Here is a 15,857-nt window from a genome sequence, read left to right on the forward strand (position 1 = left end):
AGGTGCAGCGCGAGGGCCGCGCGTCTTGAGCCGGCTGTCGATCACTCCCATCGGCACATGCCGGATCAACACGCCGCTCCGCCGCGGGCAGGCGCGCTACCCGGTCGAGATCAGAAGCGAGCGCATCTACGGCTTCACTCATACCAGCGCCGAAGCTCTCCAGCAGCTCGCGTATCTGGAAGGCGAACGGCAGTTCGATGCGGCGGTGCTGCCAATCCTGTTCCGCCCGCAAAGCGATGGCCGGCAGGACCAGCCGGTTGCCCCGCGCCCCGATCTCTATGTGGTCGAGATCAGCTCGGCCAAGAGCTACCGGGTCGGCGACGTTGCGGTCCAGTCGAACTATCTTTCACGCTACTTCGCCGATTTCTTCGCCTCGGCGCCGCGCTCGAAGCGCTTTTGGGCCCTCGCGGCGGCGACCTCTGCTTCTGCGCGCGCGGAGCTTGACGCGTTCCTTGCCGCCGATCCGGTCTACCGGACCTATGGCAGCAGCGACCGCGAGCTCCTCCGGTCGATTTCGATGCGCACCCAGGGGTTCGATGATATCGCGGCCGACATGGCCGAGCTTGCCGAGCGCATGGGCAAGGACCGGGTCGTCTTCGTGACCCACGTGAATGCGCACGGCGCGGACGGCACGTTCATCCCCGCGCGTGACCGGATCATCCGCTGGATCCGCAAGGCCGCTGCCGAGATCGGCGTGCCCTGCTTCGATCCCAGCGCGCTGATGCATGCATTCGGGCAGGAACGCGCGATGGAGCGCGATGGCCTCGATACGATGCACTACACCAACGCGTTTTCGGACCGCTGGTATGCGCAGTTCCACGGCGAGTTCATCCTGCCCCGGCTCGCCGAGGTACAGGGCGGCGATCAGGCCGGCGATCTTCCCGATCCTTCGCTGCTGGCCTCGAGCATTGCCGCGACGATGGAGTTCGACGACTACTTCGTCGGCTCGCGGCAGCTGTTCGCGGCCCTTGCCAATGATCCCGCCAATCCGGCACTGCGGCTGCTGGGCGGCGAGGTCTATGCGCGGATCGGCGATTATCCGAACACGGTCGCCATGCTCACGCCGCTGCTCGAAAGTCCGGAGATGACCACGGCGGGCCTGCTCGCGCTAATGCGGGCGCAATTCGAGATCGGCCACTGCGCGGAGGCCATCGCGCTGGCCGACCGGCTGCTGGGCGACGAGTACGAATCGATCGAGATCTACGAAGTGGCAAACCTCGCAGCCGAGCGGTTGGGGCTCATGGCCGATGCCGTGCGCTATGCCATGCTCGCGTTCCGGCTCGATCCCACGCAGCACCGGTTCGCCTTCCGGGTGCTCGATGCCTATCGCGCGGCGGGCGAGAGCCAGAAGCTCGAGGCCTGGCGGACAGAAGTGCTGGACCGGCTGAACACCAGTCCGGACGCGGTCCTCGCGCGGGCGCTGGCGGAATGGGCGATCGGCCATGGCGATGAGCCGGCCTTCCGGGCCACTGCGATGATCGTCGCGCGATCGGGTATCGAGAAGGTCGAGCCGGTGATCGAGGAGGCCGTCGCGCGCGACCTGCTCGGCGCTGCGGCCGAGGTCATGACCATGGTCGCCTCGATGCCGGAGATTACCGGGCGCACACTGCGCAAGTTCCGCCAGATCGCCGAAAGCTGGTCCGCGCAGAGCCAGACCTGGTTCGAGGAAGGCCGGACCGCCGATGCCTATGCCTTGGCCGAGGTCTGCCGGATCGTGCTGCCCGGCAATGCAACGGCACGCCGCGTTGAACGGCAAGTGCTGCAGGACTTGCGCCTGCGGATCCGCGACGCGCTGACCCGCGGCGAGCATGGCGAGGTTATCGCAATGGGCGAAGGCGCCGGGCGCATGGTCTATCGCCAGCCCGAGATCGTCACCGCATTTGCCAAGGCGCTGCTCGCCGCCGGACGCGCCGAGGAGGCATTGGCCGTGGTGCGCGAGGCTTGCGAAACTCTGCCCGACAGCGTCGATGTCCAGGCTCTGCACGCTCAGATCGCCACGTTGCAGGGCGATCTGCTGACACCGCTGCGGCTCTATGGCCGGCTGCGCGCGTCGAGCGATCCGCTGGTCGAGCGCTACCGCCCGCGCATGGCGAAGTTCCTCGACAAGGCCGGGCGCACCGGACCGCGCCTGTTCCGCACGCTTGTGGCGCAGGCCCAGTACGAACAGGCGCTCGAACTGGCGGCGCTTGTCAGTACCCACACCGATGGCGGCGAGCAGGTTGCAGCTGATCTGCAGAAGCTTCGGCGGGTCCTGCGCAGTGCCTTCCGCCAGCTTGATGAAGAGGAAGGCAGCGGCGAGGAGGCCCTGCGCATTCTCCGGCTCATGCTGGTGATCGACGGCGAGGACGCCTGGGCGCTGCGCCTTGCGGCGATCCAGGCCATGCGCTTGCAGCAATTCGAGGCGGCGCTGGCCTACTGGCGCAAGTTTGACGCGATTTCGCCGGGACAGGACAGCACGGCGCGCAACATCAACCGGTGCGAGATCCTCGTCCGCCGCATGACCGCCGCGCGCAGGGCTGAGGCCAAGGCCGGCTGATTGCCGGGGCGAGACCGGTCCGGCTTACGCGGCAGGCGGAAGAGCCGGGCAGGGCTGGCAGGCTTGGCCGGGCGGCACTTGTGTGCAATAGGCCGCGCCTGATGACCACTCCAACCGCTACGGCTGAAGAAGGCACGTCCCCGTTCAAGGCCGGTCTGGCCGCCTTGCGCCAGGGCGAATGGGACGAAGGCCGCGCGCTGATCGAAGCCGGCCGCGCAACCGGCGCAGAACCCGATGGCGAGGTCCGCCTGCTGCTGGCGATTGCGGATATCCGCACTGGCCGGGCCGATGTCGATGTGCTGGCCGATCATGCGATCACCGCAGGCGCACTCGGCGATCTGCGGCGACTGCTGGTCAATCCGCTTGTCAGCGAAGGCGCCCCGGCGCGGGCCGTGCGGGTCCTCGATGCGATGATTGCGGCTTGCCCGCCGGGGCTCAGGGACTTGCGCCAGCGCGCCGGGCTCCATGCGCGCCTGCGCGATTGGGACGCCGCGATTGCCGATGCCGATGCTATCGCCGGGCTCGACGCGAGCGACACCTTCACGCAGGCGATGCGGCTGCAGTATCGCCTGCAGGCGGGCCGCATCGCCGAGGCTGCGGCGATCGTCGATACGATCGGCGTCATGCCGGCGGACGAGCGCGTGGCCACGTTCATGCTGCTCGTGCTGCTGCGCGAGGGGCGGCTCGAGCAGGCGGCCGATCGCGCGCAGCAGGTCGAGATCGAGACGGTGACCGATCCGGCGCTTGCCGGTGCGATTGTCCAGGCACTGTTCCGCGCGAAACGGCACGATGCGGCGATCGCGGCGGGCGAGCATCTGGTCGGGCTCGGGCTCGAAAGCATGATGCTCCGTTCGCATCTGGCGCAGGCGTGGATCGCGGGCGGGCCGCTGCAGAACCGCTCCGCCAAGGCGATCGAACACCTCGAAGCCGGCGTCGCGCTCGCGCCCGATGATCTGCGCATGGTCTCGCTGCTCGGCTCGCTGCTGCTGCGCGCCGGCAAGACCGAGGCCGCGCTGCCGCACTTGCGCAAATGCGTCGAAAAGCAGCCGCAGATGGGCCAGATTCGGGCGCTCTATGCCCGCGCGCTCAAGCAGACCGGCCGGCATGAGGAAGCGGCGAACGAGTTCGTCGAGATGCTCTCCAGCGTGCCCGACGAAGGCACGCGCTGGCGGCGCTACGCTGCGGGCGCCCTGGCGCAGGCCGGACGGCGCGAGGAGGCGGCCGACCTGTTCGATGCCTGGGTCGCGACCCGGCGCGAAGGATTGCCCGACAGCTTCGGCGATGGGCTCGAGGCGCTGTGGGACAAGCTCGATACGGTGAAAATCCCGCAGGAACGGCTCGATTGGGCCTGGTCGCTACGCGATCCGGACTGCACGCTGGACCGCGCGGAATGGGATCGCCGCGCCAAGTGGGGGCATCTGGCCGATCACTTCCTGCTCGACTGGCTCGAATGCCGCGACGCGCAGGTCGAAGAGGCCATGTACCACTTTGCCGACGAGCTCGATTTCCTCGAGCGATTCACCGCCGAAGCGCGTGCGCGGGCGCCGGGCAAGGGGGTGGTCTATGCCTCGGCTCATATCGGCGCGATGTACTTCGGGCCGCTGGCGCTCGAACTGATCGGCGAACGGTCGCGCTGGGTCGCCTCGACGCCCAGCGTGGCGCGCACGTCCTATTCGGAAACGCTGATTTCCACGAGCGACCAGACCGAGACGCAAGTCGTGCGCGCGTTCATGCAGGCGCTCAAGCAGGATTGCATCGTGGTGATCGTCGCCGATGGTGCGATCAACCTTGCCGCGCCGCGGGTCGAGTTCGAGGGTCAGGACGTGACCTATTCGCAGTTCGCGGCGCGCACGGCCTATCGCATGGGCTCGCCCTCGGCGTTCGTCTCACCGGTCTGGCGGCCGGACAACCACCTCGGCTTCGTGCTCGAGCACCTGCCGATGCCCGAAGAGGGCGAGACTGCGGATGACTATGCGCAGCGCTGGCAGGACGCCTATTTCGGCCACTTGCGCCGCTTCCTGGCGGGCAAGCCCGAAAATCTGCGCCTTGCCGGCGGGATCTGGCGCAATATCCGCTGACCTGTTCGCCTTTAGTGGCGATCGAGATCGAGCCGCAGCAGGATGCGCGCCGAAGTGGGCGGCACCAGGACTTCGGCGCTCACCGGTTGCTCATCAAGCGCCGCCCACTGCCCATCGGCCAGCCGGTAGCGCATGGTCGCCGTGGAGGACGGGTTGACCAGCACGAGCCCGCGGCGGAACGGACGGACCCAGCCGCCGCCCGGCACTTCCTCGGCCGGACCGGCCGGCGCGCCGACGCGCGGGTTGAGATTGGGCGGGTAGCGCAGTTCGGGGATGCGCACCCCGTTCTTGACCGCGCCGAGATAGCTCTGCGGCCCGCGCGCCAGCAGGAAATTGCCGACGATCCACTGCGCTTCGTCATCGCCGATATCATCCGGGAACGCGCAGGTCTTTTCGAGCGCGACCCAGGCCATGCGCTGCGCCGCCCAGCGAGCGGCCTCGAACTTGGCACGCCACACATCGTCGCTCACCCGCTGGGTGCAGCCGCGGCTGGTGCCCGCTTCCTCCAGCCAGATATCGCCGAGCGCGATCAGCCTGCGGGTCTTGGCGGCGTCTTCCGGCACGACCGAGGCGTTGAGCGCAAGGAGGCCGCCGCGCGCGTGGATCGCGTCCGCCAGCCACTTGACCCAGTCCATCACCGCCTGCTCGTAGACCGGGTCCTTGCCTTCGCCGGAGAACAGCTGGACCCACTGGCCATTGCGGTACACGCCGCAGCGGCGGCCGCCGTTGCGCAGGCTCACATTATCGAGCGCGATGACCTTGTGGCCAGATCGCAGGGCCGGGGCGATGTACCGTTCAAGGATATAGTCCCGCACTGCCGGGTTGGTCGTGTCAATCGGTGCATAGGCGCCCCAGGCATAGGTGAACAGCGGCGCCGGCGTGGTCCGGTCGCACTTATAGACGATCCGGTCCGGGGCGTTACCGGCATACCAGTCCGCCGTGTGGCTGCGATCCAGATCGCGGTCCATCGGGTAGTAATAGCTGCCGATGGCGCGCCCGTGCGGCGCTGATCCGCCCCACACGAAGCCGACCTCGCTCGCGGTCCGCGAAGTGTCCACGCGCCGGTTGTCGGTCATCTGCGCAAAGGTGATGCGGTCCTCGGGCAACATGGGAAAGCCGCGCGTGCCGCCCTGCCAGCCGGGGTTTGCGTCGCCCGCCTCGCGGCGCTCGGGGTTAGCGGCCCGGGTATCGCCGGAGCCATCGCCAAGGGTATCGGCAGAGGTATCGGCAGGGCCATCTGCACGGCCATCGTCAGAAGCATCGTCAGGTGCATCGACAGGCGGCGCAGCCCTCTGCGCCGCGATCCCGTGCGCCGCGGTCCCGTGCGCCTCGCTGCGCGTGTCGGCTAGTGCGCCGCAACCGCCGGTCGCCAGCACCAGGGCCGCCACGGCGCCGAACAGGCGCACCGTCCCGCGAGGACCGACATAGGCAGCAAGGGAGAACGGGGATGGCATGGGCTTGGGCTTTCTCCAGATCGGCAATGTCACCATTGCGGAGCGCGCGGGGCACTCCAAGTCGTTTCTGGTCCCGCTCGCCACACTTTGCATCGTCATGATGAACGCGCGCTGACCACCACCCGCCAGCCCCAACCGGGCAGACTGCTCCGAATCCAAGCCGAATTGTGGTGGACGCCTTGCTGCAATTGCGGCAGAGACCCGCCGCCGCTTACAGGGACGGTGTTGTTCAAATGGTTATCCAAACGCCGCGGATTCCGGACAGAGTCCGCTGGCTGAATGCCCGCGGTGAACGTGATTTCGCGGGACAGCATGAGCTTGGCGAGATTGTTCTCGCGCGCAACCCGCAGGATGTATTCGTGCGCCGCCGCATGGCCCGGCTGTGCGAGGTCGAGCGACGCCTGGACGAGGCCGAGGCGCATTGGACGGCTCTTCGCGATGACGAGCCGGCTGACTTCGAGGCTGCCTTTCATCTTGCGCGCGCGGCCGTGGCGCGGGGTGCCGATCCGCTGGCCGCCGCCGCCGCTGCGGCGCCGGCTGGCAATGCGTGCTTCCACGGCGCGCTGGTCGATGCGCTCGCCGAGCCAGCGCCGGTGCTCGAAGGCGATTTCAAGCATGTCGCGATCTGCGGCGCCTCCTATTGCGGCAGTACGCTGGTGGACCGCCTGCTCGGCGGATTGCCGGGCGTGCGCAGCATCGGCGAATCCCACTGGCTGACCAAGGTCCGCCGCGAAAGCGGGTATGGCGATGCCGATTGGTCCGCACCGCTGGCCGAGGCCCGGTTCGTGCCGTGCACCGTGTGCGGCGGGCGCTGCACGGTGCTGGAGCCGGCGCTCCGCCGTTCGCTCGCGGCGGATGCGTGCGACTGGTACCGCAAGATTGCCGCGCGGCTCGATACGCGCATTCTCGTCTCGGCGGACAAGAACCTGCGCAAGCTGGTTGATCACGATCCGCGGCTCGAAATGTCGGCGCTGGTCATTTTCAAGTCGCCCGAGCAGGCCTGGCGTTCGCAGCTCGACAAGCTGGCGGCGGACCGCGAGCCCGAGTTCTATACTGACGCCTGCCGCCGCTATCTGGCGACCTGGCTGGGCAGCTACCGGCCGTTCCTCGATCACTTCCGGCCGCAAGGCGAGGTCGTGTTCCTCAATTTCGATGCCTTCACCCAGCATCCTGCGCCGCTGCTGCGCGCGCTTTGCGCGAAGCTCGAGCTGCCGTTTGCGGAAAGCGTGCTGTCGACGACCGTCCCCGGCCATGCCATCGGGGGCAATGGCCGCTCGATGCGCCGCTTGCGCGATCAGGGCTATGCGGTCGAGATCCTGCCGCTGCCCGATCCGGCCATCGCGCCGGAGCAGGCCGCCATCATTGCGGCGGATCCGCTGGTCCAGGCGACCTGGCAGGAGATGATGGCGCGGCATGATGAACTTGCCGCGCAAGCCCTTGTCTGAACCCTGTAGCTCTGAACCCTGCCGCTCTGAACCCCGCAGCCAGCCTGCCTTGCCATTCCCCTTTATCGCCATGAGGTCCGCAGCATGATCCGCAACCGTGTCGAGCCCAAGCCGCTGCCCAAGGTGCGCCCTGTCCATCTTCAGGGCATTTTCGGCGAGTTCGAGGATGTCGTGAACGCGGAAATCCAGCGGCTCGAAACCGCGACCGATCCCTTCAGCCACGAAAAGCAGCGCTTGTTCCGCCATCTGCTGGGGATGGTCGATACCGAGAAGTTCGGGGCGATGCAGGAAGCGCAGCTGGCGGAAGGCAAGCTCAATCTGGCAACCGACATCGTCAAGTACATCGATCCGGTCGGCTGGTTCGAAAGCAAGCTGCGCGCCGCGCTCCTGATCGGGCTCGACAAACGCGCGCCGCTCGACATTCTCGACCTTGGCACCGGGCCCTGCCACTTCCCGGTCGTCGCCGAGTTCTACGGCCACCGCGTGCTCGGCACCGATCTGCCCTATCGCACCACCGGCAAGCTCGAGCGCGGGCACATCTATGATGCGCTGGCGGAAATCTACGGCGTGCGCCGCATTCCGCTCAAGATTCTGCCCTTCACGCCGCTGCCGCCGCTCGAACAGCGCTACGGGATGGTGACCGCGCTGCTTGCGGCGTTCAATCTCGATGCGGAAAAGAAGCCCTGGTCGATCGAGGCCTGGCGCTTCTTCCTCGATGATCTTCACCGCAATGTCCTTGCCGAAGGCGGCGAGCTGTTCATGAGCCTGGCCGACGAGAAGCTGACCGACGAGGTGTGGGCCTGGCTAAAGACGCATGCCGTCTTCGCCAATGACGTGTCGAAGCAGATCCGTTTCACCGATCTCTCTGCATTCAGTGGATAAGGCCTCGTTTCAGCTGAAACGGCCGGGTCAGGGAGCGGTGATTGCCGTTGCCTGCCTTCCGGCGGTTAGCTAGAGCTTCGGGGCATGGACGGCGGGGCTTGCAAGGACATGGGTTTGACTGGTTCAGTGCGTCACGGCCGAGCGGCATCCTCTTCCCGATCCGGTTTGCGCATCGCCGCAGCCCTGCTGCCGGTGCTGGCTCTGGGGGCCTGCGCTCTCCCGCGCAGCGGCCCTTCCGCGCGCGATTTCACCCGCGCCGGAGCCGATGGCTCGATCCAGCTGGTCGAAGCGACGATGGCCGATGCGGTCGAGGCGCGCCAGCCGCGCCCGCTCGGCTTTGATGCCGCTTGGCGCGAAGCCGCCGCATCGACCTTCTCCGAGATCGGAATTGGCGACCAGCTGACGGTGACGCTCTTCGAGCGCGACGGGCTCAATGTCTTTGCCGCCGGGCCTGATGGCTATTCCCGGTTCGAGGGGGTTGTCGTCGATGCCGCCGGCACGATCCAGCTGCCCTATATCGGCCGCGTCCACGTCGCGGGTCTGAGCCCGATCGAGGCGCGCGGCGCGATCCTGCGACCGCTGCGGCGCCTTGCGCTGAGTTCGGACGTGACCGTGACCGTGACCGACCGGCGCAGCGAGAGCGTGACGGTGCAGGGCGATGTGTCGAAGCCCGGCCTCGTTTCGCTGGCCCCGCAGACGAGCCGCCTTTCGGCGATCCTCGGGCTGGCCGCGCCGACCACCGCCAATCTCGAGCTTGCCACCGTCACCGTCCGCCGCGACGGGCGCAATGCCACCGTGCGCTTGTCCGATCTCTATGACGAGCCGCAGGAGGATATCGCGCTCAAGGGCGGTGACGTCGTCATCGTCCGTGCAGCGCCCGGTACGGTCAACGTGCTTGGCGCGGCGGGTATCCAGGGGCGCGTGCGGATTACCCGGCGCAACTACAGCGTGGTCGATGCGGTGGGCGATGCGCGCGGTCTCAACGATTCGCTCGCCAGCCCCTCGTCAGTCTATCTGATGAAGCTCAGCTCGGGCGCGGAGGCGGTCGCCGCCAACCCGCGCGTCTATCATTTCGATTTCCGCAGCCCGGCGCAGATTGCCGTGGCGGCCGCCTTTGCCGTGCAGGACGGCGATGCCATCCTGATTTCCAACGCGCCCTTCGCCCAGTCGCACAAGGTGCTTTCAACGTTCAGCGGCGTCCTCACCACGGCGCGGTCGGCCACCGCGCTGGCGCCCTGAGAGCGATAGGTGGCGGGCAACGAGGATCGGATCGCCAAGTGGCGTGAGCGCCGCGAGGCCGAGCGCGCCGCACGCGAGGCGCATGGCGATCTGCCGACCGAACTGGCGCTGGTCGCCTCGCGCGCCGAAGCGCTCGCGACCGGCGACAGCGAGGATCCCGAGCCGATCTTCGCGCTGGTCATCGACGTGCTGCGCCGGCTGCCGAGCGGATCGATCGCAGAGCGCCGGGCGCTGTTTGATGCCGTGGCGCGCGGCGTGGAGCGCGGGATCGACAAGGCGGACCCCCATTCGGACTACGCCGAGCTGCGCCGCCGCCAGCTGCGCACCATCATCCGTCTGGTCGAGGCCGACGCCCGCGCCGGGCTTGCGATTGCCGAGCTCGGCTACCGGCCGGCAAGCTTCGAGGATGCGCTGGAGCCGTTGCTCAAGGGCTACCTGCGCCGCCGCAAGATCAGCGAGGAGACAGCCGCGAGCCAGGCACGGCGGCAGGCGATCCTTGCCGGCGAGGCCTACACGATCGCGGTTCCCGCCGAGGAAGAGGCGGACCTCGACTTCCTGCGCGAGCGTATCGCGCTGCTCGACGCCACGCGCGGGCCGCGCTCCGGCCGGCATGACCGGCCCGATCTGCGCGCGGTGCTGGCGCTGCTCAATTACCAGTTCGTCCTGCTCAAGTCGGAGAGCCGGCTGGCGCTGGCGTGGACGCTGGTCGGCCCCGCGGTGCTGATGGGCCTGCTTTCGACCGCCTATCTGCTGACCGGCATCCATTCGATCCTCAACATGGACGTGCCGACCTTTGCGATGATCGGCGCGACGTCGTGGTTCATGCTGCGCAACGTCATCTTTCGCACCACCGCCTCGTTCTTTTCGCAGCGAACGATGCTGACATTCCGCGCCTTCAATCCGGCGCTGATCGGGATCACGCAGGGCATGATCTACATGCTGTCCTATGTGCCGGTCTATCTCGTGCTCATCATCGTTGGCCATATTGCGGGCCTGTTCACCCTGCCGGACAACATTCCCGGCGTGGTCTTCTGGATCGGCTGCATTGGCCTGACCGGGCTGGCGATCGGCACGATCTTCGGCTCGATCTCCGTCGTCTGGCCCTATTTCCCGCGCTTCGCGCCGGTGATCGAGCGCGCCTTGCAGATCGTCTCGAGCGTCATTCTTGTCACCGAGCAGCTGCCGATGGATTACCGGCCGTACCTGCTCTGGTCGCCGCTTGCGCATGCCATGCAGCTGCTGCGCTCGGCCTATTTCGAGGGCTACAAGTCGGAGGATGCCGTTCCCCAATACTTCTTCATCGGGTTCGGTCTGCTGGTGATTGCCGCCGTCATCGCCCAAAGGTCGGTGCGTCCACGCGCCGTGCCGCTCTAGGATCGGCCGGTCATGATCGATCTTCTTGCGGTATCGGCCGAGGCCGAAGTGTTCGGGCGGACGGTGTCCCTGTTCGAGGAAGCCGATTTTCACCTGCCGCCGGGCCGCTATGCCCTGCTTTCGCGCACGCCCGAGTATCACAAGTCGATTGTCGACGTGCTGGCCGGCCTGCGCAAGCCAAGCCGGGGGCGCGTGGCGATCACCGGAGCGATTTCGTGGCCGATCGGGCGCTCGACCCTTGTGCGCGGCAAGTCCACCGGGCTCGATCTCGTCAATCTGGTGGCCGATCTCTACGATCTCGATCGCGGCTACGCGGGCGATCTTGTGACGATGATGGTCTCGCGCCCGGACTACATGGCGGAGCCGCTCGAGCGGTGGCCGCCGCCGGCGCGGCAGGAGTTCACCTTCGCGCTCGGGCTCATTCCCGAGTTTGACATCTACGTGATCGACGCGCCGATCCCCTACGAGGAATCGCGCTTCACCCGGCTGTGGCAGGCCTTGTTCGAGGAACGATTGGTGGGCAAGACGCTCATCCTGTCTTCGCTTCGGCAGAAACAGATGCTGGACTATTGCGCAAAGGGGCTGATCTATGAGCGTGCCACGCTCAGCATCGACCATGATCTTGAACAGTGCATCGAGCGGTTTCCTGCCCGTCCGGCGCGCGAAATGCTTGCGGTGACAAGCGGTGTCGGAGGCTACGATGACAGCGAAGTCCTTTTCTGAGGACGTGGAAGAGTCCGGCTCGGACACGGGCGCGGATGGGGCGGGCGGTTCGCGCGCGCTGGCCATCGCGCGCGGGATGCGCGAGCGGACGCTGCGCGATCGCCGGCGCCGCCAGTGGCTCTCGGTCCTGATCGTCGCGGCCTCGGTGCTGGGCGCCCTCGGCTGGGGCGTGCTGGTGGTCCAGCCGCGGTATGCGGCCGAAACGCGCTTCTCGGTGCGGGGCAGCAGTGCGCCGGCGCAGAGCGCGGCCGGCGGCTTCGGCAGCGTGCTGGGCAGCGGAGCTGGCGCTTCGGCCGGGATCGGCTTTGTCGATGGCTATGCGGTCAACGACTTCCTCAAGTCGCGCGATTGCATGCAGCAGCTGGCAAAGCGCGTCGATCTGGCGCGCCTGCTTGATGTGCCGGCCTCGCGGGGAACCGAGGCGCTCTACCGTGCCTATCGCGACACGGTGGTGCCCAAGTTCTTCATGGTCGAGCAGGAGAACATGCTTGAGGTCGACGGGTTCGATCCGGCCCGTTCGAACCGCATCGCCAAGGAACTCCTGCTCATCGCCCAGACCTTCGTGGAGCGGATGGACGCGCAGGGTGTGCAGAACGCGCTCGACGTGAATGCGGCGCAGTTGCGCGCCGCGGAAGAACAGGCTGTCACCGCGGCCAATGCCGTTGCGGCCTGGCGCGCGACCAACCGCAATGTCGATCCCGAGGCGGAAAGCACCCTGATCATGACCATGATCGGCCAGATCGAGCAGGAGCTCAACGCGGCGCGGATCAACTATGAAAAGGTGCGCGCGTTCGGCAATCCCGATCATCCGATGTTGCGCCCGGCGCAGATGCAGGTCGATGCGCTAGAGCGGCAACTGGCGCAGACCCGCGCGCGGCTTGCCGGCAACAGCGGCTCGGCGGCAGCGCAGCTCAGGGCCTATAGCCAGCTGAAGAACGCGCAGACCTTCGCCGACAACAATCTGGCCTCGGCCCGCGATGCCTATCAGCAGGCCTATCGCGACGTGACGCGCTTGCGCCGGTATCTGACCGTCATTTCGCAGCCGGTCGCACAGGATGTGCCGAGCAGTCCCAATCTGCCGCTGCTTGCGCTGGAAGGGTTGCTGGGGGGAATCGTTCTGGCGTTCCTGGTTTCACTGGTGCTCAGCCTGCGGCGCCCGGAACCGACCTGAAGGGGGCTGTTATTGGGCCAGTTTGCGGGCCAGTCGCTGGTGACTTGTCACAATTTGGCAGGAAAGCGGCTATATCCGGCCGCCACCGGCCGTCGCCTGGGGCAACCGCCTGTCGTGAACGGCGGTCAACTCGGCGCAAGTGGCAAGCGCTTCGGGATGGTCGGTCGTACGCGCCAAACGCTGTGTGCAGTACGGAAAGGTGAGGGGGGCATCGTTTCTATCGTGGCAAAGGACAGTCCACTTACGCCGAGACCTAACCATTTTGGACGCATTTCGTTCACAAGGCGCTTGCCCTGATTGACGATCTCACGCTGAGGTTGCAAACGGAAGTTTAGACCGGATTATTCCCATCTGTAGTTGGGGTTTTGCGGATAACGCCATGAGGGCACAGGGGCCGGTGAAGCCTATCAACGGGACCACAACGTTTGCGTAAAATATCGATTTCGCCAATCGGTACGTGCCGTATCAATACTCCGCTCAAGCGGGGTATGGCGCGGTACCCGGTGCAGCTTGATCTGCGCCGGATCTACGGCTTTGTGCACACGAGCGATGAGGCGGTGCAGCAGCTTCGTTATCGTAGCGGCGAGATATCCTTTTCTGACGATGTCTTGCCGGTGCTGTTCCGCCCGGGTCTGGAATGCGGCGCCGAGCCTGTGCCTGATCGGGCAGCAGACCTCACGATCGTCGAGATCAGTTCGGCGAAGTCCTACACGATTGGCGATGTCGCGGTTCAGGGAAACTACCTGAGCCGCTATTTTGCCGATTTCTTTGCCTCGGCGCCGCGCGCGCGCGTCTACTGGAATCTGGCGGCTCAGGGCGATGCCGCGGCGATGAAGGCCTTCCTTGCGGATGATCCGGCCTTTCGTATCTATTCGGAATCGGATCGCAGCCTGCTCGAACGCATCCGCGTGCGTCAGCAGACATTTGATGACGTGCGTGCCGATATGGCAACAGTCACCGAAATGCTCGGCAAGGACCGCGTGCTCTTCGTGACTCACGTCAATGCGTTGACGGCGGATGGCAGCCTCATCGCCTCGCGTGACAAGGTGATCCACTGGATCAAGCGGGCCGCCAGCGAACTCGGCGCGGATTGCTTCGATCCGACCGGGCTCATGAACGCCTTCGGGCAGGCTCGTGCGCTCGAACGCGATGGCATGGACCTGACGCATTTCACCAATGCATTCTGCGACCGCTGGTATGCCGCCGTGCAGCGCGACTATGTCCTCAAGAGCGTTGCCGATAGCGAGATCGACGAAGCGACCGCCGCGCAGATCGATGCGGCAATCCTTGCTGAAAGCATCGCCACCGCGATCGCCCACGACGATTTCTTCGATGGCACGCACCAGCTGTTCGCCGCGATCAAGGCGCATCCCGAGAACGTCTCGCTGCACCTGCTGCACGGGCAGGTGCTGGCCCGGATCGGGGATTTCGAGGGGGCATGCCGCGTGCTCGCGCCCCATGTCGCCGCGGCCGAGATGACGGCCGAACTGCGACAGGCGCTGATGCGGGCCCAGCTCGAAACCGGTGACGCCGAGAGCGCGCTGGCGCTGGCCTGCCAGTTGCTGACCGACGAGTACGAAACGGTCGAGATTTACGAGATCGCGGGCAAGGCGGCCGATCAGCTCGGGCTGGCGGACGATGCGCTGCGCTATCGCAAGCTGGCCTTCCGGCTCGATCCCTCGAACCATGCTGCGGCCATATCGGTGCTGGAACGCTATCTGGCCGCCGGAAAGGGCGAGGCTCATGCCATCTGGCTGCGCGAGGTTCTCGAATTGCTCGATGCTCGCGGCACCGCTGCCGCAGCGCGGGCGCTGGTCGAATGGGCCATCACCCGGCATGAGCCGGACGTGCTTGGCCGTGCGATGATCCTGCTTGCACGGCACGACATGATCCAGATTCCCGCGCTGGTTGATGAAGCCGTGCGGGCGGGCATGGAAGACGTGCTCCTCGCGATCGCGGCCACGATCATGGCCATGCCGAACCTGACCGACAAGGCGCAGCGCGCGCTGCAGAAAGTTGCGGCCGGATGGGCGAAGGAAGCCGAAGCGCTGCAGGCAGCGGGCCGGCACGCCGAGGCGTTCGCTTATGCCAAAGCGCTGCTTGCCGTGCTGCCCGGCAATGGACCGGCGCGGCGCATATGCCGCGCAATGGCGGTCGATCTGCTGGCGAAGGTGCGCGCCGCGCCGGGCGATGCGGCTGTCGCTGCGTTGTGCGAGGAGGCGGGCGACCTCGTCTACGAACTCGCCGCTGCCGCGCAGGCCTATGCCCGCGCCCTCGTCAATCTTGATCGGCTGGCCGAGGCGCAGGCCGTCTCTGCCCGGATCCTCGCCGAGGACCCCGATGCGATCGATGCCAGGGCCGCGCTTGCCCATATCGCCGGACTGCGCGGCGATTTCCTGACCGCCTTGCGGCTCTACACCAGCCTGGCCGAAGACCCGCACGAGATTGCCGAGCGCCACCGTGTGCGGATCGATCGCTTCCTCGCGAGCGCGGGTTCGCGCGGGGTGCGGCAGCTGCGCGTGCTGCTGGCCGAAGGCCGCAACGATGAGGCGATTGCCATCTGGGACCTGCTGCGCCGCCGGCTGGAGCTTGCAGAGGCGATGGCGACGGAGGCCATGCGCATGCGCAGCATCCTGCGCAGCCAGCTGCGACAGCTTGACGATGACGAGGGCCAGCGCGGCGCGGTCAACGGGCCGCTCGAGATCCTCGATCACATGCTTATGCTGGCTCCCGATGATACCACCGTTCTGCGGCGCGCTGCGCTCGAGGCGATGCGGCAGCAGCAGTTCGAAAAGGCGGCTGCCTACTGGCGCCGGCTTGATTCCGTCACACCCGGTCTCCACGAGGTTTCGGTGTTTCTCGAGCGTTGCTCGGCCCGCGCACGTCGTCAGGCCCGCCATCAGGCGGCGTCACCTGCCGGCCCGTTGCTGGCGGCATGAGCGGGCGGCGGCAGAT

The 15,857-nt window shown here is 66.8% G+C and carries 11 protein-coding genes; 9 read left to right on the top strand and 2 right to left on the bottom strand.

The genetic code is table 11. The annotated features are described in order from the left end of the window. Window positions 1–25: 25 nt before the first annotated feature. Together Q0082_RS17350 and Q0082_RS17355 are read left to right on the top strand one after the other, a co-directional pair. Window positions 26–2,536, top strand: coding sequence for a tetratricopeptide repeat protein (locus tag Q0082_RS17350; protein ID WP_298194864.1), 2,511 nt, complete (start codon window positions 26–28; stop codon window positions 2,534–2,536). Between the two features lie 101 nt (window positions 2,537–2,637). Next, entirely contained in the window at window positions 2,638–4,614 is a 1,977-nt protein-coding gene (locus Q0082_RS17355; protein WP_298194865.1) for a tetratricopeptide repeat protein, read from the top strand. 11 nt (window positions 4,615–4,625) lie between these two features. On the opposite strand, the gene Q0082_RS17360 is transcribed toward Q0082_RS17355, so the two are convergent. Further along, window positions 4,626–6,068, bottom strand: coding sequence for a hypothetical protein (locus tag Q0082_RS17360; RefSeq protein WP_298194866.1), 1,443 nt, complete (start codon window positions 6,066–6,068; stop codon window positions 4,626–4,628). 95 nt (window positions 6,069–6,163) lie between these two features. Next, on the bottom strand, window positions 6,164–6,685 hold the full coding sequence (locus Q0082_RS17365) for a hypothetical protein (protein ID WP_298194867.1): 522 nt from the start codon (window positions 6,683–6,685) through the stop codon (window positions 6,164–6,166). On the opposite strand from Q0082_RS17365, the gene Q0082_RS17370 reads away from it, so the two are divergent. The 7 genes from Q0082_RS17370 to Q0082_RS17400 all read left to right on the top strand — a co-directional run bounded on the left by Q0082_RS17370 (window position 6,662) and on the right by Q0082_RS17400 (window position 15,841). Beyond that, window positions 6,662–7,513 (top strand): hypothetical protein, encoded by an 852-nt coding sequence (locus tag Q0082_RS17370; protein WP_298194868.1) that lies wholly within the window; start codon window positions 6,662–6,664, stop codon window positions 7,511–7,513. The genes Q0082_RS17365 and Q0082_RS17370 overlap by 24 nt on opposite strands. An 84-nt stretch (window positions 7,514–7,597) precedes the next feature. Continuing rightward, on the top strand, window positions 7,598–8,395 hold the full coding sequence (locus tag Q0082_RS17375; protein WP_298194869.1) for a hypothetical protein: 798 nt from the start codon (window positions 7,598–7,600) through the stop codon (window positions 8,393–8,395). Window positions 8,396–8,560: 165 nt separating this feature from the next. After that, window positions 8,561–9,634 (top strand): polysaccharide biosynthesis/export family protein, encoded by a 1,074-nt coding sequence (locus tag Q0082_RS17380; RefSeq protein WP_298194870.1) that lies wholly within the window; start codon window positions 8,561–8,563, stop codon window positions 9,632–9,634. A 9-nt stretch (window positions 9,635–9,643) separates the two neighbouring features. Continuing rightward, complete coding sequence (locus Q0082_RS17385; RefSeq protein WP_298194871.1) at window positions 9,644–11,008, top strand: hypothetical protein; 1,365 nt, start codon at window positions 9,644–9,646, stop codon at window positions 11,006–11,008. A gap of 12 nt (window positions 11,009–11,020) precedes the next feature. Further along, window positions 11,021–11,731, top strand: a complete 711-nt coding sequence (locus Q0082_RS17390) for a hypothetical protein (protein ID WP_298194872.1) — start codon at window positions 11,021–11,023, stop codon at window positions 11,729–11,731. Next, window positions 11,709–12,902: a hypothetical protein gene (locus tag Q0082_RS17395; RefSeq protein WP_298194873.1), complete on the top strand. Its 1,194-nt coding sequence runs from the start codon at window positions 11,709–11,711 to the stop codon at window positions 12,900–12,902. The genes Q0082_RS17390 and Q0082_RS17395 overlap by 23 nt, the downstream gene beginning before the upstream one ends. Before the next feature lie 488 nt (window positions 12,903–13,390). Further along, window positions 13,391–15,841, top strand: a complete 2,451-nt coding sequence (locus tag Q0082_RS17400; RefSeq protein WP_298194874.1) for a hypothetical protein — start codon at window positions 13,391–13,393, stop codon at window positions 15,839–15,841. Window positions 15,842–15,857 lie beyond the last annotated feature (16 nt).

Origin of the sequence: Novosphingobium sp. (assembly GCF_027489515.1) — a bacterium.
Classification (GTDB): Bacteria; Pseudomonadota; Alphaproteobacteria; order Sphingomonadales; family Sphingomonadaceae; genus Novosphingobium.